At 71.2% G+C, this 25,302-nt stretch carries 19 protein-coding genes; 11 read left to right on the top strand and 8 right to left on the bottom strand.

All coding sequences use genetic code 11. The annotated features are described in order from the left end of the window. A partial coding sequence (locus ACIBBB_RS24995) for an ATP-binding cassette domain-containing protein (RefSeq protein ID WP_398985566.1) occupies window positions 1-229 on the bottom strand: 229 nt, incomplete at its 3' end. Window positions 230-486: 257 nt separating this feature from the next. Between ACIBBB_RS24995 and ACIBBB_RS24990 the strand changes: the two genes are divergently transcribed. From ACIBBB_RS24990 to ACIBBB_RS24980, 3 genes are all read left to right on the top strand, one after another. Next, complete coding sequence (locus tag ACIBBB_RS24990; protein WP_398985564.1) at window positions 487-5,781, top strand: DUF6531 domain-containing protein; 5,295 nt, start codon at window positions 487-489, stop codon at window positions 5,779-5,781. A 54-nt stretch (window positions 5,782-5,835) separates the two neighbouring features. Further along, entirely contained in the window at window positions 5,836-6,813 is a 978-nt protein-coding gene (locus ACIBBB_RS24985; RefSeq protein ID WP_398985562.1) for a hypothetical protein, read from the top strand. A gap of 78 nt (window positions 6,814-6,891) precedes the next feature. Next, window positions 6,892-7,407 carry a DinB family protein gene (locus ACIBBB_RS24980; RefSeq protein ID WP_398985560.1) on the top strand — a complete coding sequence of 172 codons (516 nt, stop codon included), beginning with the start codon at window positions 6,892-6,894 and terminating at the stop codon, window positions 7,405-7,407. Window positions 7,408-7,509: 102 nt separating this feature from the next. Here the strand turns inward: ACIBBB_RS24980 and ACIBBB_RS24975 are convergent, their stop codons facing one another. Next, entirely contained in the window at window positions 7,510-8,337 is an 828-nt protein-coding gene (locus ACIBBB_RS24975; RefSeq protein ID WP_398985558.1) for an LLM class F420-dependent oxidoreductase, read from the bottom strand. A gap of 233 nt (window positions 8,338-8,570) precedes the next feature. On the opposite strand from ACIBBB_RS24975, the gene ACIBBB_RS24970 reads away from it, so the two are divergent. The 3 genes from ACIBBB_RS24970 to ACIBBB_RS24960 all read left to right on the top strand — a co-directional run bounded on the left by ACIBBB_RS24970 (window position 8,571) and on the right by ACIBBB_RS24960 (window position 14,029). After that, entirely contained in the window at window positions 8,571-10,115 is a 1,545-nt protein-coding gene (locus tag ACIBBB_RS24970) for a CehA/McbA family metallohydrolase (RefSeq protein ID WP_398985556.1), read from the top strand. A 402-nt stretch (window positions 10,116-10,517) separates the two neighbouring features. Next, complete coding sequence (locus ACIBBB_RS24965) at window positions 10,518-13,541, top strand: AfsR/SARP family transcriptional regulator (RefSeq protein WP_398985554.1); 3,024 nt, start codon at window positions 10,518-10,520, stop codon at window positions 13,539-13,541. A gap of 317 nt (window positions 13,542-13,858) precedes the next feature. Next, a complete protein-coding gene (locus ACIBBB_RS24960) occupies window positions 13,859-14,029 on the top strand; it encodes a sigma-like protein (RefSeq protein ID WP_398985552.1) in 171 nt (56 codons plus the stop codon). Window positions 14,030-14,232: 203 nt separating this feature from the next. Here the strand turns inward: ACIBBB_RS24960 and ACIBBB_RS24955 are convergent, their stop codons facing one another. Further along, complete coding sequence (locus tag ACIBBB_RS24955; RefSeq protein WP_398985550.1) at window positions 14,233-14,742, bottom strand: hypothetical protein; 510 nt, start codon at window positions 14,740-14,742, stop codon at window positions 14,233-14,235. Window positions 14,743-14,926: 184 nt separating this feature from the next. Between ACIBBB_RS24955 and ACIBBB_RS24950 the strand changes: the two genes are divergently transcribed. Continuing rightward, complete coding sequence (locus ACIBBB_RS24950; protein WP_398985548.1) at window positions 14,927-15,625, top strand: hypothetical protein; 699 nt, start codon at window positions 14,927-14,929, stop codon at window positions 15,623-15,625. 42 nt (window positions 15,626-15,667) lie between these two features. Here ACIBBB_RS24950 and ACIBBB_RS24945 read toward each other — a convergent pair whose 3' ends face one another. Continuing rightward, entirely contained in the window at window positions 15,668-18,148 is a 2,481-nt protein-coding gene (locus tag ACIBBB_RS24945; RefSeq protein ID WP_398985546.1) for a serine/threonine-protein kinase, read from the bottom strand. 246 nt (window positions 18,149-18,394) lie between these two features. Further along, window positions 18,395-19,180, bottom strand: a complete 786-nt coding sequence (locus tag ACIBBB_RS24940) for a VOC family protein (protein ID WP_398985544.1) — start codon at window positions 19,178-19,180, stop codon at window positions 18,395-18,397. A 293-nt stretch (window positions 19,181-19,473) separates the two neighbouring features. Here ACIBBB_RS24940 and ACIBBB_RS24935 point away from each other — a divergent pair, with 293 nt between their 5' ends. Beyond that, window positions 19,474-20,121 (top strand): TetR family transcriptional regulator, encoded by a 648-nt coding sequence (locus tag ACIBBB_RS24935; protein WP_398985542.1) that lies wholly within the window; start codon window positions 19,474-19,476, stop codon window positions 20,119-20,121. Window positions 20,122-20,203: 82 nt separating this feature from the next. Here ACIBBB_RS24935 and ACIBBB_RS24930 read toward each other — a convergent pair whose 3' ends face one another. After that, window positions 20,204-20,782 carry a TetR/AcrR family transcriptional regulator gene (locus ACIBBB_RS24930; protein ID WP_398985540.1) on the bottom strand — a complete coding sequence of 193 codons (579 nt, stop codon included), beginning with the start codon at window positions 20,780-20,782 and terminating at the stop codon, window positions 20,204-20,206. A 115-nt stretch (window positions 20,783-20,897) separates the two neighbouring features. Here ACIBBB_RS24930 and ACIBBB_RS24925 point away from each other — a divergent pair, with 115 nt between their 5' ends. Continuing rightward, on the top strand, window positions 20,898-21,599 hold the full coding sequence (locus tag ACIBBB_RS24925; protein WP_398985538.1) for a pyridoxal 5'-phosphate synthase: 702 nt from the start codon (window positions 20,898-20,900) through the stop codon (window positions 21,597-21,599). Here the strand turns inward: ACIBBB_RS24925 and ACIBBB_RS24920 are convergent. Then, complete coding sequence (locus tag ACIBBB_RS24920; RefSeq protein ID WP_398985536.1) at window positions 21,536-21,994, bottom strand: winged helix-turn-helix transcriptional regulator; 459 nt, start codon at window positions 21,992-21,994, stop codon at window positions 21,536-21,538. The genes ACIBBB_RS24925 and ACIBBB_RS24920 overlap by 64 nt on opposite strands. Window positions 21,995-22,097: 103 nt before the next feature. Here ACIBBB_RS24920 and ACIBBB_RS24915 point away from each other — a divergent pair, with 103 nt between their 5' ends. Next, window positions 22,098-22,505 carry a RidA family protein gene (locus ACIBBB_RS24915; RefSeq protein ID WP_398985534.1) on the top strand — a complete coding sequence of 136 codons (408 nt, stop codon included), beginning with the start codon at window positions 22,098-22,100 and terminating at the stop codon, window positions 22,503-22,505. 180 nt (window positions 22,506-22,685) lie between these two features. Next, entirely contained in the window at window positions 22,686-23,852 is a 1,167-nt protein-coding gene (locus ACIBBB_RS24910) for a flavin-containing monooxygenase (RefSeq protein WP_398985531.1), read from the top strand. On the opposite strand, the gene ACIBBB_RS24905 is transcribed toward ACIBBB_RS24910, so the two are convergent. Beyond that, complete coding sequence (locus ACIBBB_RS24905) at window positions 23,839-25,167, bottom strand: MFS transporter (protein ID WP_398985529.1); 1,329 nt, start codon at window positions 25,165-25,167, stop codon at window positions 23,839-23,841. The genes ACIBBB_RS24910 and ACIBBB_RS24905 overlap by 14 nt on opposite strands. Window positions 25,168-25,302: the final 135 nt, after the last annotated feature.

The following is a 25,302-nucleotide window of genomic DNA, read 5'->3' as shown; positions in this document are numbered from 1 at the left end:
CCCGGCCGCTGTCGGGCCGGTCGAGACCGGCCGCGCACTGGAGGAGAGTCGACTTGCCGGAGCCGGAGGGCCCCATGACGGCGGTGAAGGAACCGACGGGGAGGGTCAGCGACACACCGTCGAGAGCGGTCACGGCGTTCTCGGCCGTCCCGTAGACCTTGCTCACATTCGCCAGACGGAGAGCTTCGGCGCTCCGGGTCGGGCGGCTCGTGTTCTTACGACGCATCATGATCGTTCCTTCCGTCGGACACCCTCTGTGCCTTGAGTAAGACGCTACGGAGGACGGACTTCGATCACATTGGGCGTACGGCCCCAAGTCGCAGGTGTCGCTGAATACACCTGCCGCTGGGGCCACCCCCCGAAGCCCTGTTGACACACCTCCGCTTCCCCCATACGTTCGATTCACTAAAGCAAATACACGGGGTGGGGTTTGTGGCGTTCTGGATGGCTGCGGCGTCTTTGTGGTGTGTATTGCAACTGCTGTTGATGTCGTGGCCGGCGCGTACGGTCGGCTGGCCGACCGTCCTGCTGGCCTTCGGGGTGGGGGCGTACGGCTGCGGCGTCTTCTCGGTCCTGATCGAGACGCTCGTGACCCGCCAAGTGGCCGCCGCCGACGAGACGTCGATGCGTACGGTGATGGACACCGTCATGTGGACGACGGCTCCGACGGCCGAGGAACTGCTCAAGATCGCGCCTCTCGCGCTCGCCGCCTGGGCGCTGCGCGGCCGGGTCCAGTGGGGCGTGACGGACTTCGTGGTGCTGGGCGGCGCGGTGGGCGCGGGCTTCGGGCTGCTGGAAGCGGTGCTGCAATTCGCATTCGCACCGGATGTCCAGGTTCGGCCCATCGAGGCGGCGGGTGGCTGGTCGGTCGCGACACGGCTCTTCACCGCGCCCTTCGTCTCCGGCTTTCCCGAGCTGCTGGGGCACTGGCTGCCGGGGAGCGTGGGCACCCTGGAGCTGGGCTCCGCCACGGTGACCGTGCCCGTGGACAACCACGTCGTGTGGTCGGCGCTCGGCGGTCTCTCCGTCGGTCTGATCGTGTGCGGGCACCGCTGGTGGGTGCGGGTGGCGGGGCTGCTGCCCCTGCTCGCGGCCATCGGCCTGCACACGGCGGTCAACTACATCGCCGCACTGCCCAACCCCAACGGAGCGCCGCGCGAGTGGTACGACCGGATCATCGCGAGCGGGCTCTGGCTGGTGCTGGGCTGCCTGGTGGTGGCGGTGGTGTGGGACGTACGTACACGACGGGCCGGGCGTTCGCGGGAGCCGGGGGTGTGGCTGAGGACGGAGCGCGAGGGCGGCGGCTCTGTCACGTCATTGCTGAACTACGCCCTGCTGCGGGCCCCGTGGACCACACTGATCGCCCTGCGCCACGCACGCCGGCGCCGGACCCTCTTCCACATCACCACCCACCCCCGCGCCCGCCCGGAGCACGTCACCGCGCTGCGCGACGAACTCGCCGCCGTCACCGCCGAGTTGGACGCCACCTCGGACCCGGCGGCCTGGCGCGGCACCTCCGTACGCGAGGCATGGCGACGGCTGCGCGCACGCGGGGGCGGCCGGCTGCCCTGGTGGGAGAAGGTCCTCCTCGTCCTCGGCCTCCTGCTGCTGATCCCTTCCGCCCTCCTCGCCGCCACCTTCGCCTTCGAGGGCACGGAGGACCTGGAGGAGTACTTCACCGAGGGCCAGGGGTGGCAGCTCCTCGTCGGCTGCGGTGCGGCGGCCCTGCTGCTGGCCGCGTTCCGCCTCGTCATGACGTGGCGTTCCCTCCCCCGTACGCGCGCCCTGCCACCGGCCGAGCCGTACGCCGCCGCGCTGCTGCGGCTGGCGGTCGTCGCCGGGGGCCTGTGCGCGGGGCTGCTCCTGCTGTCGCGCGCGGGTGCCATCGCCGAGTACGACAAGGTCCTGCCCGACCATCTGATCGTCTCGTTCGTGCTGGAGAAGTTCCTGGACGTGGCGCCCGCGCTGATCCTGACGCTGCTGATGTTCGCGCTCCCGTTCGCCCTGCCCCTCGGCCTCGCCACGGGCGGCCTCGGCGCGCTGCTCCCGGAACTCCTCGCGATGGCGGCGGGCCGCGTGCTCGCCCCGGTGGCGGCCCGGGTCGCGGCCCAGGTGGGCGCGCGGCTGGCGGGCCGGGGCGCCCTGGCGTGGGCGCGGAACGCGCTGCGGAGCGGCCGGGGGCGGTTCACCCGGCGCGGTGACGAGGTCAGGCACGGCCGGACGGACCCGGTGGATGTGGCGACGGGCCGGATGTTCCTGCCGGTGACGGATGCGGAACTGCCGGGCGTGCTGCCGCTGGTGTTCTCGCGGCGGGTGGACTCCGGTTACCGGGGCGGCCGTTGGTTCGGCCCGGCGTGGGCGTCGACGGCGGACCAGCGGCTGGAGTTCGACGACCGGGGCGCGGTCTTCTTCACGGAGGACGGCCTGCTGCTGGCGTACCCGCACCCGGTGCCGGGCGGGGACCCGGTGCTGCCGGAGGAGGTCGCCGGGCGGGCGCGGTGGCCGCTCGCACGTGCCGCCGACGGCTCGTACACCGTCACCGACCCGGGGGCCGGGCAGGTACGCACGTTCACGGCGCACGGCGACAGCGGCACGGCCCTGCTACGTACGGTCACCGACCGGCACGGCAACCGGATCACCTTCACGTACGACGCCGAGGGCGCGCCGGCCGAGGTCGCGCACAGCGGCGGCTATGTGCTGCGCCTGACGACCCGGGGCGAACGGATCACCGCCCTGTGGCTGGGTGACGTGCGCGTCATGGCGTACGAGTACGGGCCTGCCGGACAGTTGGAGCGCACGTACAACTCCTCCGGCCTCCCCTTGCGTTTCACGTACGACGAGGCGGGCCGGGTGACGTCGTGGACGGACACCAACGACCGCTCGTACGCGTACGAGTACGGCGGCCCCGACGACGACCGGGTGGTGGCGGAGGGCGGCGAGGGCGGCCACTACCGCTTCCGCTTCGACTACGGTGGATCCGACCCCTCCTTCCCCGGCCTCGCGCTCACCACCCTCACCGCCCCCGACGGCACCACCACCCGCTATCTGATCGACGACCGCCATCTCGTCGTCGGCGAGATCGACGCGAACGGCGCGGTGACGCGTACGTCCTACGACGGGGCCGGCCACGTCACCGCCGAGACGGACGCGCTGGGCCGCACCACGGAGTTCACGTACGACGTGCACGGCCATCTCACGGGCGTACGGCGCCCCGACGGCAGCGCGATCGCGGCCGACCTCGACGCCGAGGGCAGGCCGCTACGGATCACGGACCCGGCGGGGCAGGTGTGGCACCAGACCTTCGACACGTACGGCAGCCCCACGTCGGTCACCGACCCGACCGGCGCCACCACCCGCTGCCTGTACGACGGCCGGGGCGCCCCGCTCGCGATCACGGACCCGCTGGGCGCGACCACGCGGGTGCGGTGCGACGAGGCGGGCCTGCCGGTCGAGACGACCGACCCGCTGGGCGCGACGACGCGGCTGGTACGTGACGCGTTCGGCCGGGTCGTGTCCGTCACCGACCCGCTGGGCGCGGTCTCGCACTTCGAGTGGTCCACGGAAGGCCTGCTCCTGCGCCGTACGGCCCCGGACGGCGCGGCGGAGTCGTGGACGTATGACGGCGAGGGCAACCGCGTCACGTACACCGGCGCGAACGGCGGTGTCACGCACCACGAGTACACCCACTTCGACCTGCTGACATCCCGCACCGACCCGGACGGCACGCGCCACGTCTTCACCTATGACGCGTCGACCCGCCTGACGTCGGTGACCAACCCGCTCGGCCTGACGTGGACTTACGCGTACGACGCGGCGGGCCACCTCGTCTCGGAGACGGACTTCGACGGCCGTACGGTCACCTACTCGCTGGACGCGGCGGGCCAACTCGCTTCGCGCGTGGATCCGTTGGGCGTCCGTACCGACCACCGTTACGACCTGCTGGGCCGCCTCGTCGCGCAGGAGGCGGGCGGCGAGGTCACCACGTTCGACTGGACGGCGGGCGACGGCCTGGCGCGTGCGACGGGGCCGGACGCCGAACTGGTGCGTACGTACGACCCGGCCGGGCGCCTGCTGACGGAGTCCGTGGACGGGCGCGTGCTGCGCCTGTCGTACGACGCGGCGGGGCGGCTGTCCGGTCGGCGGACCCCGGCGGGCGCGGTGACGACGTACGCGTACGACGACGCAGGCAACCGCGCCGAACTGACCGCGTCGGGGCGGACGTTGACGGTTTCGCGCGACGCGGCGGGCCGTGAGACCGGGCTCGACTGGGGCGGGGCGCTGTCGCTGACACAGACGTGGGACCCGGGGGGTCGGCCGCGGTCCCGGTCGTACGCGGGCGCGGCCGTCCCCGCGCGCACGTACACCTGGCGCCCGGACGGCCACCTGCTCGCCGCGGGCGACGCGCGCTACACGCTCGACCCGGCGGGGCGGGTGACCGAGGTCCGGGCGGCGGCGGACTGGTCGGAGTCGTACGCGTACGACGCGGCCGGCAACCCGACGGACGCCGCCTGGCCGACGGACCTCGCGTACCCCGAGTCGACGGGCCCCCGCTCCTACACGGGCACCCGCGTGGGCACGGCGGGCACGGTCCGCTACGAGTACGACGCGGCGGGCCGCACCATCCTGCGCCAGAAACCCCGCCTCTCCCGGAAGCCGGCCAACTGGCGCTACACCTGGAACGCGCGCGACCAACTCGCGTCCGTGACCACCCCGGACGGCACGACATGGCGCTACGCGTACGACGCGCTGGGCCGCCGGGTGTCGAAGCAGCGGCTTTCGCCGGACGGTTCGGTCGCCGAGGAGACCCGCTTCACGTACCAGGACTCCACCCTGGTCGAGGAGACCTCGACGTCCACGCAGTGGTCGGGCGCCCAGACGCTCACGTGGGACCACGACGAGTCGTCCCTGACCCCCCTGTCCCAGACGACCCGCCACACCCCGGCGGCGGACGCCCCGCAGCCGGAGATCGACACCCGCTTCCACGCGATCATCACGGACCTGATCGGCACCCCGACCCACCTGATCGACGAATCGGGCACCACGGCCTGGCGGTCCCGCCAAACGCTGTGGGGCACCACGACCTGGCCCCCCGACGCGACGGCCTACACCCCGCTCCGCTTCCCAGGCCAGTACCACGACCTGGAAACGGGCCACCACTACAACCTCCACCGCCACTACGACCCCGAAACCGCCCACTATCTGACCCCGGACCCCCTGGGCCTGACCCCGTCCCCGAACCCGACGGCGTACGTGCACAACCCACTGACGTGGTGCGATCCACTGGGTCTGGCACCGCGCTACGCGAACCGGCCGGAACAGTACGGTTGGGGTGGCAGCGTCAGATACGGACGGCTCGACGCGCTCGGACGCCCCACCGGCGTCTCCGCTTCGATCCGGAGGGAGATGCTGGACCGGGGAACAGAACCCGGCTCGATGTGGCTGCGCGGGTGGCGGGGCCACGGCACCCGCTTCAACGAGGCGCGGGGGCACCTGCTCGCACGATCGCTCGGCGGTCCGGGAACAGGACCGCCGGCGCGCCACAATCTCGTCACACTCACGCAGAATCCAACCAATCATCCGCACATGTACGAAATGGTCGAGAGCGAGATCGCCAAGGCGGTACGGAATGGGGAGGTGGTTCAATACGATGTCACGCCGATCTATCAAGGGGCCAACCCCATACCAATCAGCCTTGAATTCAAAGCGTTCGGAAACAAGGGATTCTCTCTCAGCGGATTCTTGGACAATCCGGCAGCGGGCGTACGGACACCCCGCTCCTGACCAATCTCGATGAGGAATGGAATGACTCGGCACACTCCCCCGCGCCCTCTCGACGTGGAGCGGCTCTTCCCCGAACTGGCCGAATTTCGGGGCACCAGCACGCGTCTGCATCCGCGCCCCGGAACCCCGACCGTCGAGGAAAGTTCGGTCGGCGGGCCATTCCTGTGGCCGATGGACGAACCGTGGCCCATGTGCCAGGAGCCGCACAAACGGCGCGCGGGGGAACGGCCCGGTGATGTGCGCCGGCGCCGGCGGATTCTGGCGGAAGCGTGGGGACGCCCGGCGGAAGCCGGTGTCGATCCGGGGCCGACGGACGAGGAACGCGACATCCTCAAGTCACTGCGCCGCGGCCGTCACGCGCCTTGGCTGGGCAATGAGGACCCCATTCCCCTGATGGCTCTCGCCCAGCTGTACGCACGAGACATTCCGGATCTCGAGCCGCCCGCGGGATGCGATCTCCTCCAGATCATGTGGTGCCCGTTCAACGCCCACGGCGAAGAGAACAACGTCAGTGTTCATCTCCACTGGCGCGACAGCGCCGAGACAAGCGGACCGTGGCTGCACGCACCCGAACCCGAAGTGGTCGGCAGCGAGTCCTACGTCCCCGAACCGTGCGTGACGCATCCCGAGCGGGTGACGGAGCACCAGTACGGCGAATTGCTCCCGCCGCACCTGCAAGAACGTCTCGCCGAACGGGAGGACTTCGACGACGAAATCGCAGTCCGCTACCAGTACGACCTCTCCATCCCGCCAGGCTGGAAGGTCGGGGGATTCGCCTCCTGGCATCTGACCGGCCCGCCGGATCAGCCCCTTCAGTGCACGTGCGGGAAGACTTTGGAACTGCTCCTGACCATTGACAGCACGGAGTGGGACGGCGGAAGCCGGAGCTGGGTGCCGGTCGAGGACCAAGGAATTGTCGATGAACCAGAAGCGAACCGGCCCACGCAGATCACCGTCGGCCGGTCAGGCAGCCTGATGATTTTCGTGTGCCCGGCCGACAGTTCCCATCCCCACCGTCTCATTCTCCAGTAAAGGTCCATCACCTCAGGACGCCCGTTATCCTCGCCGTTGGAAACGCGCGAAACCATGCGTGGACGAGGAGCCCGGCACATGAACAACGACACCCGCGTGGACCCGCCCCACCGCGGCGGTGAGCGCGAGACTCTGCGGGCCTACCTCGATTACCACCGCGACACCCTCGCCATGAAGTGCGCCGGGCTGAGCGACGAGGAGTTGCGGCAGCGGTCGATGGCGCCCTCGACGCTGTCCCTGCTGGGGCTCGTACGGCATATGGCCGAGGTCGAACGTGCCTGGTTCCGGCGGGTGTTCGAGGACAACGCCGCGCCGATGGTGTGGTCGCCGCCGGGCGTGATCGATTTCCAGATGGCGTACGACGCGAGCGCCTCGTCCCGGTCCGAGGCGTTCACCGCCTGGGAGGCCGAGGTCGAGACGTCGCGGCGGATCGAGCGCGAGGCGGACTCGCTCGATCTGACGGGACATCAGCCGCGGTGGGGCGAGGACGTATCGCTGCGGATGGTGACGGTGCACGTCCTGCTGGAGTACGGCCGCCACAACGGGCACGCCGACCTGCTGCGTGAGGGCGTCGACGGGACGGTGGGGGCGTAGGGATCATCGACGTCGGCGCGGTCGGTTCCGGGACGCGCGGCAGGCGGGCCGGCGTCGGGAAGACCAGCGGCTGAGTGGCGGTGTCCCGGTCGTACGGCGCGCTCACACGTACCGCGCGAACTCGTCCAGCGCCCGCAGGACCTCCCTCTCGTCGCCCGGCGGCAGTTGCAGCACCACCTCGTCCACGCCCAGGTCCGCGTAGTGCGCCAGCTTGCCGGGGTCGGGGCGGACCGCGTACGGGACGACGTGGAGCGCTTCCGGAGGGCGGCCCGCCGACTCCCACGCCTTGCGCAGCACCGGGATCGACTGCCCCAGGCCCCGGCCGCCGATCGGGAGCCAGCCGTCGGACTGTTCGGCGATGCGGGCGAAGAGCTTGGGGCCGGCCCCGCCGCCCACCAGGACGCGCGGGGCGCCGTTCGCCGGTTTCGGGTGGGCCTCGCTGGGGCGTACGGAGGCGAACTCGCCCTCGTACAGCGTTGGTTCGGGCGCCCACAGCGCGCGCATCAGGGCCAGCCGGTCCCAGCCGAGTTCGCGCCGAGTCGTCCAGCCCACGCCATGGTCCGCCGCTTCTTCCTTGTTCCAGCCGAAGCCGATTCCGAACGTGAAGCGGCCGCCCGACAGATGGTCGAGCGTCGCGACCCGCTTGGCGAGGTCGATCGGGTCGTGCTGGGCGATGAGTGTGATGCCGGTGGCGAGGGCGAGCCGGTCGGTGACGGCCGCCGCCTGGGCGAGCGCGACAAAGGGGTCGAGGATACGGCCGTACTCACGCGGCAGGTCACCGCCCGCCGGGAACGGGGTGCTCCGCTCGACCGGGATATGGGTGTGCTCGGGGAGATAGAGCCCGGCGAAGCCGCGCTCCTCCAGCTCACGCGCGAGCCGCACCGGCGTGATCGTCTCGTCGGTGAGGAAGATGGTGGTCGCGATCCGCATACGGGCGTTCTCTCCTCAGGAGGGTTCCAACAGCTGGGCGGCGGCGTACACACCTGTGCCCGGGTCCGCGACAGCTATACCGGTCCGCACCGCCGCGTGTCGCCTTCCCCCGCAATTACCGGCAATGTCCGCACCATCTCCCGACCCCCTTCCCTTGTACGGCCGTTCACGACTCAATACCAGGGTTCGAAGCCACCACTCCTGTCCCACTCGAACCCTGGGGAGCCGTCCGCATGTGCAACGACCACACGGAACACGCGATGGGCAGACGCGGTCTGCTCGTCACCGGGGCCGCCGCGGTCCTTACGTCGGGGAGCGTGAGCTTCGCGAACGCCGCCCCCGGTACCGGCAGTGACGGCAGCGCCTCCGGCGGTACGGAGACCAGGACCGTCCGCGGCACCCTGCCGCCCGGCTCCCCCGACTTCGTCTATCTGCCCGTCGACGTCCCGCGCGGCGTACGTGAGATCCGCGTCGCGTACACCTACCAGCGGCCGGCCGTCCCCGCCGGAACCCAGGGCAACGCCCTCGACATCGGCATCTTCGACGAGCGCGGCACCGACCTCGGGGGCGAGGGCTTCCGGGGCTGGTCCGGCGGCGCGCGTACGGAGTTCTTCATCCGTGCCGACGAGGCGACCCCCGGTTATCTGCCCGGCCCGGTGCGGTCCGGGAAGTGGCACATCGCGCTGGGCCCGTACACCGTCGCGCCCGAGGGTCTCGCGTACGAGGTCACGATCACCCTCACCTACGGTGAACCCGGCCGCACCGTCCGCCCGGTCCACCCGCCCGAGCGCGCCAAGGGCCGCGGGCGCGCCTGGTACCGGGGCGACTGCCACCTCCACTCCCTGCACTCCGACGGCAGGCGCACCCCCGCCGAGATCGCGGCGGGCGCGCGGGCCGCCGGACTGGACTTCATCAACACCAGCGAGCACAACACCTCTTCCGGCCACGCCGCGTGGGAGGGGCTGTGGGGCGACGACCTGCTCATCCTCACCGGTGAGGAGATCACCACCCGTAACGGCCACGTCGTGGCCATCGGCATGGACGCGGGCACGTTCGTCGACTGGCGCTACCGCGCCCGTGACAACCGCTTCGGGCATTACGCCCGCGAGGTGCGGCGCGCGGGCGGTCTGGTCGTACCCGCGCACCCGCACGCCACCTGCATCGGCTGCAACTGGAAGTTCGGTTTCGGCGACGCCGACGCGGTCGAGGTGTGGAACGGCCCGTTCACCCCGGACGACGAGGTCGCCCTCGCCTCCTGGGACAACACCCTGGTGTCGTCGGCCCGTTCGGGCCGGCCGTGGACCCCGGCGATGGGCAGCAGCGACGCGCACCGCGACCCCGACCCGATCGGTACGCCGCAGACCGTCGTCCTCGCCGACGAGTTGTCCCGCGGGGCGATCCTGGCCGGCATCCGCGCGGGCCGGAGCTACATCGCGGAGTCGTCGGCGGTGTCCCTGGCCTTCGGCGCCTCGGGCGGGCGCGGCGGGCACGCGGGCATGGGCGAGCGGCTGCGGGTGAAGGACGACGACCCGGTGACGGTACGTCTGGAGGTCACCGGCGCACCGGCGGGCAGTTCGGCGCGCATCGTCACCGATCAGGGGACGCTGCACACCGCCGAGTTGCCGCCGTCGGGCACGGGCACGGTGGAGTGGCGTACGACGGCCGAGTACGCGACGTACGTACGCGCCGAGGTACGCCGCCCGTCGACGCTCCCGGGCCTGCCCGGAAACTTCGTGGCGCTGACGAATCCCGTGTTCCTGGGCGGCGAAGGCGCGTAGGTCCTGTCCGGCCCCCGCCGGCCTCGGGGCCGGGGGGGGCCGGCGGTCTCACTGCCAGGGGTCGGTGAAGGACCGGCCGGCCACCGGCTTGGCGATGAGCGCGTGGCCCTTCGGCGCCACCTCGGTGATCGAACGTGTTTCCATGGCCGTCTCCTCAAGATTTTCCTGATCTCCGCCGAACTGGGCGCGTTCACCGACGCGTTCAGTGGCGCTTTCACCGTCCTGACGGATGCGGACGCGCGGATGTGACCGAAGGGCTGTCCGGATCCGGATTTACCCAGAGGGGTCGCGTCCTTTACCGTGTCGAGGGCTTGTGCAGACCCCCGCCCGAGGCTGACGCCACCACTCCGGACAAGGCAGACTGTCGGGGGCGATACCGGCAGTTCGGGGGCAGGGGGAGCTATGGACCGTGACAGCGGGCCGCGCGTACCGGAGCAGCGGGCTCCGGCCACACCGAACACCACGACGAACAGCACCACGAGCGGCACCACCGGCGGCTCGAAGAGCGGCGCACCGGACACCGCTCCCGCACCCGGCACCGAGCTGCGCTTCGGCGTACTCGGCCCCGTACGCGCCTGGCGTGACGGCGAACTGCTGCCCTCCGGCTCGCCCCAGCAGCGCGCGCTGCTCGCCGCCCTGCTCCTGCGTGACGGCCGTACCGCCACCGCCGGCGAACTGATCGACGCGATCTGGGGCGAGTCCGCCCCCTCGCAGGCGCTCGCCGCCGTACGGACGTACGCCTCCCGCCTGCGCAAGGTCCTCTCCCCCGGTGTCCTGGTCAGCGAGTCCGGCGGCTACGCCCTCTACACCAGACCTGACGCGCTGGACCTGAGCATGGCGCAGGAGCTGGCCGCCGCCGCCGAGAAGGAACGGACGTCGGGGAACCGCCAGCAGGCCCGCGTGCTGATCAACAAGGCGCTGGGCCTCTGGGACGGCGAGCCCCTGGCCTCCGTCCCCGGCCCGTACGCGGAGACCGAGCGCGCCCGGCTCGACGAGTGGCGCCTCCAACTCGTCGAGGGCCGCCTGGGCATCGACCTGGAGCTGGGCCGGCACGCGGAGGCCGTCTCCGAACTCACCGCCCTGACCGCCGCGCACCCGCTGCGCGAGCGCCTGCGCGAACTGCTCATGCTCGCCCTCTACCGCAGCGGCAGGCAGGCCGAGGCGCTGGCCGTGTACGCGGACACGCGCCGCCTCCTCGCCGACGAACTCGGCGTGGACCCGCGCCCCGAACTCTCCAGGCTCCAGCACCGCATCCTCCGGGCGGACGCCGAGCTGGCCTGCCCCGTGGAGGAGACCGCGCCGGTCGCGACCTTCACGCGGCCCGCCCAACTTCCCGCCACTGTGCCGGACTTCACCGGACGCGAGCTGTTCGTACGGGAACTGGGCAGGCGGCTCGCGAGCGCCGAGGGATCGGTGATGGCCGTCTCCGCGCTCGCCGGCATCGGCGGCGTGGGCAAGACGACCCTCGCCGTGCATGTCGCGCACGCGGCCCGGCCGCGCTTCCCCGACGGCCAGTTGTACGTGGACCTCCAGGGCGCGGGTGCGCGCTTCGCCGAACCGGAGGCCGTACTGGGCTCGTTCCTGCGCGCGCTCGGCACACCCGACTCCGCGATCCCGGACTCGCTGGACGACCGCTCCGCGCTGTACCGCTCGGCGCTGGACGGCCGCCGGGTCCTGATCCTGCTCGACAACGCGCGCGACGCCGCGCAGGTACGCCCGCTGCTGCCCGGTACGGAGGGCTGCGCCGCACTGGTCACCAGCCGCGTCCGGATGGTCGACCTGGAGGGCGCCCACCTGGTCGACCTCGACGTGATGTCGCCGGAGGAAGCGCTTCAGCTCTTCACCCGCATAGTCGGCGAGGAGCGCGTCAACTCCGAGCGCGAGGCCGCGCTGGACGTGGTCGCCGCCTGCGGTTTCCTGCCGCTCGCCATCCGTATCGCCGCCTCCCGGCTGGCCGCGCGCCGCACCTGGACGGTCTCGGTGCTGGCGGCGAAGCTCGCCGACGAGCGCCGGAGGCTGGACGAACTCCAGGCGGGCGACCTGGCGGTGAAGGCGACCTTCGAGCTGGGCTACGGCCAGTTGGAGCCCGCCCAGGCCCGTGCGTTCCGGTTGCTGGGGCTGGCCGACGGCCCGGACATCTCGCTGGCCGCTGCCGCCGCCGTACTCGACCTGCCGCCGCACGAGACCGAGGACCTGCTGGAGTCCCTCGTGGACACCTCGCTGGTCGAGTCCGCGGCGCCCGGCCGCTACCGCTACCACGATCTGGTCCGGCTCTACGCGCGCGCCTGCGCGGACCGCGACGAGCAGCCGCCCGCCGGCATGGACCTGGCGCTCTCCCGGCTGCTGGACTTCTATCTGGCGACCGTGGCGCGGGTGTACACCATCGAGCGGCCGGGCGACCGGCTCAAGGACCATCTGGAGCCGACGGAGTACCAGGGCCTGGTCTTCACCGACCGGAACCAGGCGCAGGACTGGCTGTACGCGGAGGCGGACTGCCTGCTGGCGTGCGCCCGGCAGGCGGCGGGCGGGGCCCGGCTGCGGGTCGCCGTGGACCTGCTGTGGGCGGCGCAGGACCTGGCCGAGTCGGGCGCCAACTCCAAGTCGTACGAGACGGCGGCCCGTTCGGCGCTCGCCGCGGCACGCGAGGCGGGCGACGCCCGTACGGAGGGGCGGGCCCGGACCTCGATGACCAACGTCCATCTGGTCGCGGGCCGTTACGAGGACGCGGACGAGGAGGCCCAGCAGGCGGCGGCGCTGGCGGAGTCCGTACAGGACCCGGCGCCCGTCTACTGGGCGGACAACGACCGGGGCATCATCGCCTTCAACCAGGGCCGCTTCAAGGACGCCGAGGCGCATCTGTTCAAGGCGATGGAGGGCTCCCGCGCGGACGGCAACCGACCCGGCGAGGCGAGCGCCCTGTGCAACCTCTCGCGGATCCAGCTCGCCCTCGGCCGTACGTCACGGGCCATCGCGCTGGCCGAGCAGGGCGTCGAGGTCTACGACAGCATCGGGCACACGCTGCGGCTCGCCAACGCCCGCTACGCGCTGGGCGTCGCGCTCACCCACGCCGGACGGCACCGGGAGGCGCTGGAGCAACTCGCCCAGGCACTGGGGCGGTTCGAGACGAACCGGCAGCGACTCTGGGAAGGCACCACCCACTTCCGTATCGCCCAGGCGCATCTCTCGGCCCGCCGGACCGCCGCCGCCGCGCAGCACGCCGAACAGGCGCTCGCGATCGGCTGCATCGGCGGCGACCGGACCAGGGCCAACGTCCTGATCACGCTGGGCAAGGCGCTGGAGTCTCTGGGGCAGGCGGACCGCGCGCGGGTGTGCTGGCGCGAGGCGCTGGCGCTGCACGAGGGGTCGGGTGCGGTGGAGGCCGAAGAGGTACGGGAGTTGCTCGAAGCCCCGCTCAGCGCGGCGTAGGGCCTGAACTCGGCGCGGCGGCGTAGAGCCGGAACACGCCTCGCCGGAGGCATGTGCCGCGAGACGGGTCGGGCCCGGTGGGGTGTCCGATGACGTACGGGGTGCCCGGCCTGGGCGTTCATCGAATGTTTATGCTCGTTCGGCATGCTCCAGTGCATTATCGATCCGTCGCCTCGGGGGGCAGACGGGTCACTTGGGACCACCACTTCCCCAGGGATGTGGGAGGTCTCCCAGGCCTTCTGCCCGGCGACCTCGGGGGAGTATCCGGGCAGAAGGCCGCCTTCGGTCATACGTAGGGCAACCCCAAGGGGCGAAAAATGAGCAGCAACGAGAAGAACGCGGAAGAGATCACCACCCAGGGCGACCACCACACGCCCGCACCGCCGAAGGACACCACGACCACGCAGGGCGACCACCACACGCCGGCGCCGCCGAAGGACACCGCCACGACGCTGGGTGACCACCACACGCCCGCACCGCCCCAGTAGCAGGCGGGCAGGACCGGGTGACGGTCGCGGCGGCGGGGGAGGGGAGCCGCCGCGACCGTGCTCAGCCGTCCGGGGGTGGCTGAGCCAGGGGCGCACCCGGTCCAGGGGGCGCGAGAAGACAGAAGAACGACGGAAGTCGGGACCGTTCAGGGGGCCCCGCCAATCGTCGTTCTTCTGTCTTCTCTGTTTTCTCCGCTTTCCCCTCAGGTGGCGAGGCGGACGACGTTGTCGACCTTGCACTCGCCGCCGGACGCGCCGTCGTCGTTGGCCAGGTCCACCGCGGTGACCTCGATGGTCTCGGTGCCGCCGGCGGCGACGTCCGGGATGCTGCCCACGGTGTTGCCGACCGTCGCGCCGGCCGAGTCGGTGAAGTCGACCGTGAACGAGTAGGAGTACGCCACCGAGCCGCTGTTGTTGGCGGTGACCTCGGCGACGAAGCCGCGGGCGGTGTCGTACTTGCAGCTGTCGATGGTCAGATCGCGGCCGGCGTCGGCCGTGCTGCCGCCCGTCACGGAGCCCCCGGTGGTGGAGGAGCCCGACGTGCTGTCGCTGTCGTAGTCGTAGTCGTCGTCGTAGTCACTGTCGGAGTGGCTGCCGCCGCTGCTGCTGGAACTGCTGCTGGAACAGCCGCCGCCGCTGGAGCCGCGTGCGCCGGTCAGCGCGAAGACGGCGATGCCGAAGACGGCTATGGCGCGGACATGGCGGATTTTCACTTCAACCCCCGTTGAAAATAGTGCGGTTGATTGTGGTTGGTGCCCTTTTGTCGAGCGCATGTCACCCTAGCAGGAGGTGAGAGGGCTCCCTGCACGGGACCAAATCTGGCGGCCCTTGGTTCCCGGGCGTAGCGTCGGAATTTGGAAGCTGTGTGCTCCGCACGCTCGTCCAAGGAGGCCGTCGATGGTCCGCAACATCATCGGGTCGGTCCTCGCCGTCATCGGGGCCGCCGGGGCCGTGGCAAGCCCGTTCCAGTCCTGGTACAACGGCCGACACGGCCGGGACTTCCGCGTCGAGGACCTGTTCAACGGCATCACCGGCACCGGCTCCGACCTGTGGGTCTCGCTGCTTCTGCCGTTCGCCTTCGCCGCTCTGGTCACCCTTGTCGGGCTGGTGCTGCGCTCACGGCTGCTGGTGGCGCTCTCCGGGCTGATCGTGCTCGGGTTCACCATCTTGTGGATGGTGCGGCAGGGGCAGGACACCGGAAGCCTCACGCTGGACGGCGACGGCGACGGCATCGGTCTCGGCGTCCTCGCCGCGTTGGGCGCAGGAGCGCTGCTGCTGATCGCGGCGGCGGTGATGAGCGGCCGGCCGCACCGCGGAGGCGGACGGGGCGGTCATCGGTACGTGGGGGACGACCGGGCCCCCGAGCGGTACCACGAGCCGTACAGGGACGTGGAACAACAGCCGTACGAGCCGTACGAGCCCTACGGCCGGAACGAGGGGTACGACCGGGACCGGTACGAGAACGAGCCGCCCGCCGGCCCACCCCCGACGGGGAGTACCGAGCAGCACGCCTGGCCGCCCGAGCCGCAGTCCTGGGACACCAGGGAGCAACCATGGGCACCGCCACCGCCGGACGACACAAGCCGCCGCCGGTAAGGGAGTTGACGGGCCCCTTCCGGATCGGTTCCGGCCCGCGCGTCAGCGATTGCCGCGGCCCGTGGCCGTCCCCTTGATCGCGTCCAGCGCGTACACACAGCGGTCCTTGCTGCACGCGTACACGACTCCCCCGCGCGCCACCGGCGAGCCCGTGATCTCGCCGCCCGTCGCCAGCTTCCAGCGGAGCTGTCCCCCGCCGGCGTCCAGCGTGTAGAGGACGTGGTCGGCCGAGCCGAAGTGCAGTCTGCCGTCGGCCACCACGGGTGCGCCGACGACCTCGCCACCCGCCGCGAAGCGCCACTTGGGCGTGCCGGCCACCGCGTCGAGCGTGTAGAGCGCGCTGCCGCTGCCCACGTGGACGTTCCCGGCCGCGACCAGGACCGGTTCGAGGGACTGGCGGGCCTCGGTGGCGATGCGCCAGCGGTCCTTGCCGGTGGTGGCGTCCAGCGCGTACACCGTGCCGAGATAGTCGGCGAGATACACACCGCCGCCGGTCACGGCCGGGCCGGGCGCGAAGGCGGGCGGCGAGAGGAAGACCGCGGGCGCCTCGAAGTGCCAGCGCACATGCCCGCTCGCGATGTCGATCGAGAGCACGCGGGTGCCTGCGGAGACGTACACGTGCCCGTCCGGCGCGGGCACCAGGCGAATCGGTACGCCACCGCAGGCCGCGCCGTCGCCGATGGGGTACGACCAGCGCTCGCTGCCGGTGCGCGCGTCGAGCGCCCTGAGGCGGGCGTTCTGCCATACGTACACCGTGTCGTCGAAGATCGCGGGCCCGGCCTCCGGTGTCTCGAAGTCGGTCTGGGCGCCGGTGACTTCCCACAGCTTCTCGCCGTTGGACGCCTCCCACGCCTGGACGCCGCCGCCGCGCGTACCGGTGACGACCGTGCCCCGGTCGGTCTTGAGCGAGTACACCCAGGCGTCGGTCTGGAGCCGCCAGCGCTCGGTGCCGTCCGCGCCGTCGAGCGCGTAGAGCGTGGGGCCGTCGGAGGCGTGGATACGGCCTCCGGCCACGGCCATCGCCCAGGCCACGTCGCGGGTCTTGAACTGCCGGCGGCCGCTGCCGACGTCCAGTGCGTGCACCTCGAACGACGTGACGTAGAGCAGATCGCCGTCGACGACGGGGGTGCCCCAGACGTCGTTGGACATCCGGAAGCGCCAGGGCCGCCAGCGGCCGGGTGCGGCGCCGCCGTCGGGGGTGGGCGCCGGTCCGGTCATCGGCGGCCCGGCGGGGGCCTGCACGGCGCTGGTGGACAGCTCGCCGCCGGTCAGCCCGGCGGGCGGCCGGATCCAGCCGGTGGCCGGGCCGGCGTCGGCGGAGGCGGCGCCGGCGCCACGGCGGTCGGAGACGCGGGGGCCGGGGCCGATCGGCACCGGGGAGCCGGAGAGTCTGACGGGGCCACCGGGGCCCGGGACGGCAGCCGCGGGCACGGCGGCGCGGCCACCGCCCTGCTGCCCCTGACCGGCGCCCTGACCGCCCTGATTGCCTCCCTGACCTCCCTGGCCCTCGCCGTCGCGGCGCCACGCGGAATCCCAGTCGGGCGAGTGCGCGGGCGGCGGCGGGTGGTGGGACGGCGGCGGCGGTACGGGCGGCCGCGCGGCCGCGGCGGCGGCCGCCGCGTTGATGCGCCCGCCACCCCGCCGTTCCTCGATCATCTCGGTCGCGGACGTGGGCAGCCAGGCCGAAGCCGTACCGCTGTCGTCGCTGCCCGAGGCGAACAGGTGCGGCGCGAGCTGCGACTGGAGATCGGCGGGCGACGGGCGCTGGGTGGCGTCCATCTGCATGCACGACTCGATGAGAGGACGCAGCTCCTCGGGCAGCCCCTCCAGATTCGGCCCTTCGCGCAGCAGCATGAAGACCGTCTCGACGGGGTTGGCCCCGTGGAAGGGCGCGTGCCCGGTGGCGGCGAAGACGAGGGTCGAGCCGAGCGAGAAGACGTCGCTCGCGCCCGTGACACTGCGGGAGTCGCGCGCCTGTTCGGGTGACATGTACGCCGGGGTACCGACGGCCACGTTGGTCATGGTCAGCCGGGTGTTGGAGACGCCGGAGGCGATACCGAAGTCGATGACGCGCGGCCCGTCCTCCACCACCAGCACGTTCGACGGCTTGAGGTCACGGTGGACCAGGCCCTCGCCGTGGATGGACTGGAGCGCCTCGGCGATACCGGCGGCAAGCCAGCGCACGCCCTGCGCGGGCAGCGGCCCGCACCGGTTGACCATCTCTTCGAGCGAGGGCGCGGGCACATAGGCGGTCGCGAGCCACGGCACGGCGGCCCGGGGGTCGGCGTCCACCACGGCGGCCGTGTAGAAGCCGCTGACCGCGCGGGCGGCCTCCACCTCGCGGGTGAACCGGACGCGGAACAGCTGGTCCTCGGCGAGCTCGGTGCGCACCGTCTTGATCGCCACGCGCCTGCCCGAGGCCGATCGCGCGAGATAGACGAGACCCATACCGCCGGCTCCGAGGCGTCCCAGCACCTCGAAGGGCCCGATGCGTCTCGGATCGTGCTGCGTCAGCTGCTCCACTTGCCTGCCACCTCCCCGTACGGGCCACCAAGGTACGGCCCCCTGCCCCCTGATTCTTCCTGTCTGGCTCGTTGGTTGCGAACCCGGGGGCGGATCGGGGTGTCTCACCCCGTTTCGGACAGGAAATGAGCGAACGGCCTCGTACGGAGTGAGTATCACGCCCGCATAAGTCTTGACGCGTACTGGCCAACGCGGGTTGCTCGGCCTTCCGACGCGGGGGCTCGCCTCTCATGGAGCGGACGCGCCCTACGCGGCCGCCGGCTCCGCCAGCACGGCGAAAACCGCGCCCTGGCTGTCCGCGAGGACGGCGATCCGGCCGTACGGGGTGTCGGCGGCGGACTCCCTGACCCGGCCCCCCAGCCGTACGGTCTCGGCGACCGTCTCGTCGCAGTCCGCCACGGAGAAGTAAACGAGGAAATGCCCCGGCATCTCCTTGGGAAATGCGTCGGTGATGACACTCCGCCCGCCGATCGCGCTGTCGGTACCCGGCTCGGATCCCGCGGGGGACCAGGTGCGGAAGTCGGCCGGTTCGTCCGGGAGATCCTTCCCGACGAAGCCGAATACCGACTCGTAGAAGAGGTCGACGCTCTCCTTGTCCCTCGTATAGACCTCTGTCCAGCAGAAAGATCCGGGCTCACCCTGCTTTTCGAAGCCGGAGTGCGCACCGGGCTGCCAGAGGCCGAAGACCGCGCCACCGGGATCGACACCCTGCGCCATCGTGCCGTACGACCCCACGGCTGTCGGATCCATCACCATTCCGCCGCCGGCCTCCTTGATTCGCGCACTGAGCGCGCCGGCGTCCGATGTCGCGAAATAGACGCCCCAGGCGGTCGGCATACGCCCGTCCTGCTTCGCGGCGAGGGCGGCCACTCGCTTTCCGTCACTGAAAGCATTCGTGTAGTACCCGTATGCCGCACCGCCGTCCGCGCCGAATGTCCAGCCGAACAGCTCGCCGTAGAAACGCTTGCCCGCCTGGACGTCGGGAAGCGACACATCCACCCAGCAGGGCGCGCCTTCCGCGAATGCGGCCATGAGCCCGGATCCTTCCTGCGCGTGCGCACCGCCCTAGGGGTGCACCTTCCGGCCACGCTAATGGCGCATTCCGGCGGGCGCAGGGCGGGACAAATCGAACAATTGACTAATTGTCTCCCGGTGAGGGCTTGTGCGCATTGAGTTATCCACCACAGTTGTCCACAGGCTGTTGATAACACTATTCCTGGTCACGGGCTCCGGCCGAGCCTCTTCCGGCCCCCGCGATCAGCGGGCGGTTCCCCATTTGCAGTCGGCCGAATCGCGCTCCGATCACCCCTCGGTAAGCTGACGGCATGACAGGACAAGTACGTACCGTCGACGGCCGCGTGGCCGGTCGGCGCGGCCAGGCGACGCGGCAGAAGCTGCTCGACTGCCTCAGCGAGATGCTCAGCACCTCGCCATATCGGGACGTCAAAGTCATCGACGTGGCCCGGAAGGCAGGCACTTCACCCGCGACCTTCTATCAGTACTTCCCGGACGTCGAGGGCGCCGTCCTTGAGATCGCCGAGGAAATGGCCAAGGAGGGCGCCGGATTGACCGATTTGGTCTCCGGCCGCTCCTGGGCCGGTAAAGCGGGACGCCAGACGGCGGAAGAACTCGTAGAGGGATTCCTCGACTTCTGGCGCAAGAACGACGCGATCCTCAGGGTCATCGATCTCGGCGCCGCCGAGGGTGACAAGCGGTTCTACAAGATCCGCATGAAGATCTTGAGTTCGGTCACCAACTCCCTTACGGATTCCGTGAAGGAGCTCCAGTCCAAAGGCAGGGTCGACAAGGACGTCAACCCCGCCGCGATGGCCGGTTCACTGGTCGTCATGCTCGCCGCGGTGGCCGGGCATCAGAAGGGCTTCCAGACCTGGGGCGTGAAGCAGGCCGAACTGAAGCCGAACCTGGCCCTGTTGGTCCATCTGGGCATCACGGGCAAGAAGCCGGTGAAGTAGCTCCGCCCACGGGCGTCCGTCCTGTCACGCCGGCGGCGGATCAGCGAACTGATCCCCGCCGGCGCTCCCGTCCCAGGACGTTTCAGGGACCGGACGGCAGCACCCGCTCCACGAGGTCACCGATCAGCCGAGCGGCCTCCTCCTCCGAGAAGACACCGGGCAGCGTGAGCCGCTCCACCACCAGCCAGTTGGCGGCCAGGTAGATCATTTTGACCGCGTCGGCGTCACCGGGGAGCCCGGACGCCAGATGGTGCGTGACATTCTCCTCGACGTTCTCGGCCACGCGCGCGGTCAGCACGGCACGCAGCTCGGGACGCCGGGTGGCCTCCAGCCGCAGTTCGAGCAGAGCGATGAACCCGGTCCGGAACGCGGCGACCCGCTCCACCACCAGCCGCACCAACTCCACCGTCCGCTCCCGCGTGTGGGGCCCGGCGACCATCCCGGCGGCGGTGGCCTCGTCCGGGATCAGCCGCTCGTAGACACGGTGGCCGACCTGGTTGAGCAGCTCGTCCCGGCTGGCGAAGTAGTTGGACGCCGTCCCTTTGGGCACGCCCGCCTCGACATCGACCGCCCGGAAGGTCAGCCCACGGGCGCCGTCACGGGCGAGCACCTCGATGGCGGCGTCGACGAGCGCGGAACGACGGGCCAGGTTCTGTCGCATCGGGGCGGTCACACCTTCTCTGTTGACACCACTTCGACTGTAGTACTACACCCTAAGTGGCGGTGGGCCCATGGCTTACGGCGCCGATGCCCGGCGCGCGCGGTTGAATGACGCCATGAGCGGCAATGAGGCCATGAGCGGCGATGAGCAGCAGGCGTTTCGGGCGGTCCTGCGGGATCTGCGGGTCTGGGACAGCGGTCTGGCCCGCTTCGACGCGGGGGACGTGCCCGATCTGCCGGTCGTGTTGTTCCAGCGTTGGTTCGTCGAGGCAGCCGCGGGCGGGCAGGTCGAACCGCACGCCATGACCCTCGCGACCGTCGACGGTGAGGGACGGCCCGACGTGCGCACCCTGCTGCTGCACGACGCCGACGAGCGCGGATGGCACTTCGCCTCGCACTCCACCAGCGCGAAGGGCCGGCAGTTGGCGACCCGGCCGTGGGCCGCGCTCGGGTTCTACTGGCCCGCGCTGGGGCGGCAGGTGCGGGTGCGGGGGGCCGTGAGTGCCGACGGGGAAGAGGAGAGCCGGGCCGATCTGGCCGTACGGTCCACCGGTGCGCTGGCCGCCGCGCTCACCGGGCGTCAGAGTGAAGTGCTGGGCTCCGCCGAGGAGTTGGCGCGCGCCTCACAGGCCGCGTGGGAGCGGGCGCAGGCCGAGCCGGACGTGGCCGTGCCGGCCTGGACGCGGTACGTGCTGGCGCCCGACGAGGTCGAGTTCTTCCAGGGTGACGACAGGCGCCGGCACGTACGGCTCCGCTACCGCCGCGCGGACCCGGCCACGACCGGCGGCGGCTGGTCGCGCGAGCTGCTCTGGCCCTGAAGACCGGTTCCGGAGGGTGTCCCGAAGCGTTCGCGGGAGGACTCGATGTGGCCGATGTACCGGTGGGTCCAGTCGCACATCCGGTGGACCGTCTCCCGCAGGGCCAGGCCGGGCTCGGTGAGGGTGTACTCGACCCTCGGCGGCACGGTGGGGTGCACCGTGCGCCCGGCCAGACCGTTGCGCTCCAGCATGCGCAGGTTCTGCGTGAGCATCTTGTGGCTGATGCCCTCGACCTCGTTCCGCACCTCGCCGAAGCGCAGGGTGCGTTCCCCCAGGGCCTCGATGATCAGCAACGCCCACTTGTTGGCGACGTCCGAGAAGATCTCCCGCGCCAGCGAGTCCGCGCGGGTGAGGTCCGCGTCCTCGGGTGAGCCGCTGAGCTGCTTGGTCACCATCAGGTTCCCCAGTCACTGAAAAGTGCGTTCTTCCATGTCAGCCCACACTCTCTTACGGTTCCCGAGTAACCGCAAGAGACCGAAGAGAAGGCAGGGCAGCACCATGACCGTCGCACTGATGAACCCCACCGGACTTCCGGAGATCGACGCCTACCACCAGGTGTCCGTCGCGACCGGTTCGAAGCTCGTCTTCCTCGCCGGGCAGGTCGCCTGGGACGCGGACGGGGTCACCGTCGGCGACGGCGACCTCGCCGCCCAGGTCGAGCAGTGCTACCTCAACGTCGCCACCGCCCTCGCCGGAGCCGGCGCCACCTTCGACGACGTGGTGAAACTGACCGTCTACGTCGTCGACTGGACCCCGGACAAGATGCCCCTGTTCCTGGAGGGGGTCGCCCGGGCGTCCGCGAAGCTCGGGGTCACCCCCGTACCGCCGGGCACTCTGCTGGGCGTCGCCGCACTCGACGTACCCGAGCATCTGGTCGAGCTCGAAGCCACCGGCGTCATCGACTGACCGGGGACCCCAGGGCTGATTCCTCGTCAGCGGACGGAGTGTGCGAGGAGTCGGATTCACGCCGCTTTCACGGCGGTTTCAGCCTCTGCGCGCAGGACTTACCCGTACGTAACCGATTCGCAATCGATTCCCATCTTGACCGAGACCCAACAAGTGCTCGCTCGATTACGCTCAGCTCTCATGGCCAGCGACATCGACCTCACCAACGACCGTCCCGTGTACGTCATCGGCGGCGGCCCAGGCGGTCTCGCCGTCGCCGCCGCGCTTCGCGCGCAGGGCGTACGAGCGGTCGTACTGGAGAAGTCCGAGGCCGTCGGGGCCTCCTGGCGCCGTCATTACGACCGGCTCCATCTGCACACCACCCGCAAGCTGTCCGCGCTGCCGGGCCTCCCGATGCCGCGGTCCTTCGGCCGCTGGGTCTCGCGCGACCACATGGTCCGCTATCTGGAGAAGTACGCGGAGTTCCACGGTCTGGAGATCGTGACGGGCGTCGAGATCACCGGCATCGAGCGTTCGGCGGACGGCGAGAGCTGGCTGCTGCACGGGACCGGCGGCCGGGAGCTGACCGGCGGCGCCGTCGTGGTCGCCACCGGCTACAGCCACACTCCGCGGGTGCCGTCCTGGCCGGGGGCGGAGGCGTACGGCGGGGAACTGCTGCACGCGGGCGAGTACCGCAACCCCGCCCCGTACAAGGGGAAGGACGTCCTGGTCGTCGGCGTCGGCAACACGGGCGCGGAGATCGCGGTCGACCTGGTGGAGGGCGGCGCTGCGCGGGTGCGGCTCGCGATCCGTACCGTCCCGCACATCGTGCGCCGCTCGACCCTCGGCTGGCCCGCGCAGCGCACCGGCATGCTGGTCCGGCGACTGCCGACGCGGCTGGTCGACCGGGCGGGCGAGATCATGTGCAGGATCGCGGTGCCCGATCTCGCGGCCCAGGGGCTGCCGCGCCCCGACACCGGGCTGTACTCGCGGGTGCGCGAGGGCGCCATCCCGGTGCAGGACGTGGGGCTGCTCGCGGCCGTACGCGAGGGCCGGGTCGAACCGGTCGCGGCGGTCGAGTCGTTCGACGACAACAAGGTGGTGCTGGCGGACGGTTCGCGGATCTCGCCCGACGCGGTGATCGCCGCGACCGGCTACCGCCGGGGCCTGGAGGGCCTGGTGGGGCACCTCGGCGTGCTCGACGCCCGCGGGCTTCCGGTGGTACGGGGCGGGCGGACGTCCGAGCGGGCGCCGGGGCTGTACTTCACGGGCTTCACGAATCCGATCAGCGGGATGCTGCGCGAGCTGTCCATCGACGCGGAGCGGATAGCGAAGGCGATCAAGTCCCAGGCCCTCAGGCGACGTTGATCACGTCGGTCGGCTCCGCTTTCGTACGGCGCCTGATCAGCAGGGCCATCAGCGCCGCCGCCGCGCACAGCGCGCCCGAGGCGTACCAGACGGTGTTGTACGAGCCGGTGACATCCCGCGCGACGCCGCCCGCGAACGCGACGACCCCGGCGCCGATCTGGTGCGAGGCGAGCACCCAGCCGAAGACGATCGCGCTGTCGGTGCCGTAGTACTCGCGGCACAGGGCGATCGTCGGCGGGACGGTCGCGACCCAGTCCAGGCCGTAGAAGACGATGAAGAACAGCATCGGCGGCCGGACGTCCGGTGCCAGCAGCATCGGCAGGAAGAGCAGCGAGACGCCGCGCAGCGCGTAGTAGACGGCGAGCAGTCGGCGCGCGTCGAAGCGGTCGGTGAACCAGCCCGACGCGATCGTGCCGATGATGTCGAAGACACCGATCACGGCGAGGAGCGACGCGGCGGCCGTGACCTGCATGCCGTGGTCGTGGGCCGCGGGGATGAAGTGGGTCTTGATCAGGCCGTTCGTGGAGGCGCCGCAGATCGCGAACGTCCCCGCGAGCAGCCAGAAGGGGCCGGTGCGGGCCGCCCGGAAGAGGACGGTGACGGCCCGCCGCGCCGCGCCGGTGACGGGGGCCGGCTTGGGCTTGAACTCCTCGGAGCCGTACGCCGGTAGACCCACGTCCGCCGGGTGGTCGCGCAGCAGCAGCCAGACGAACGGGACGACGACGAGCGCGGACATCGCGACGGTGATGGAGGCGGGGCGCCAGCCGTGGTTCTCCACGAGCCAGGAGAGCAGCGGCAGGAACACCAACTGCCCGGAGGCGCCGGCCGCGGTGAGGATGCCGGTGACCAGTCCGCGCCGGGCGACGAACCAGCGGTCGGTGACGGTGGCGGCGAAGGCCAGGGCCATCGAGCCGGTGCCGAGGCCGACGAGGACGCCCCAGTAGAGGACCATCTGCCAGGCGGCGGTCATGACGACGGTGAGCGCGGAGCCGGTCGCTATGACGGTGAGCGCGACGGCGACGACCCGGCGTATCCCGAACCGGTCCATCAGCGCGGCGGCGAACGGGGCGGTCAGCCCGTACAGGGCGAGATTGACCGAGACGGCGAACCCGATCTCGCCGCGCGACCAGTCGAACTCCGAGTGCAGCGGGTCGATGAGCAGTCCGGGCAGCGAGGCGAAGGCGGCGGCGCCGATGATCGTCACGAAGGTGACGGCGGCGACGAACCAGGCCCGGTGGATACGGGGCCGGGGGTTCGGAGTTGGGGTGGGGACCTGGGCTGGGGTCTCGGCTGTCTGTGTCACGTCAAGAAGCATCCGTGGCGCGGGGGCCGCGCACGAGCGGCCCGAAGGACAGCGGTCACTAGGATCGGGCCACACAGAGAAGCGCGCCACCCACGGCACCCCCCGGCGGATCTTCGCGGGCCCGCGACGCCTGGCACGGCACCTCGC

The organism is Streptomyces sp. NPDC051217, assembly GCF_044455465.1.
GTDB lineage: Bacteria > Actinomycetota > Actinomycetes > Streptomycetales > Streptomycetaceae > Streptomyces.
The sequence above is the reverse complement of the archived record's forward strand: the minus strand, read 5'-3'. Positions and strand labels throughout refer to the sequence as shown.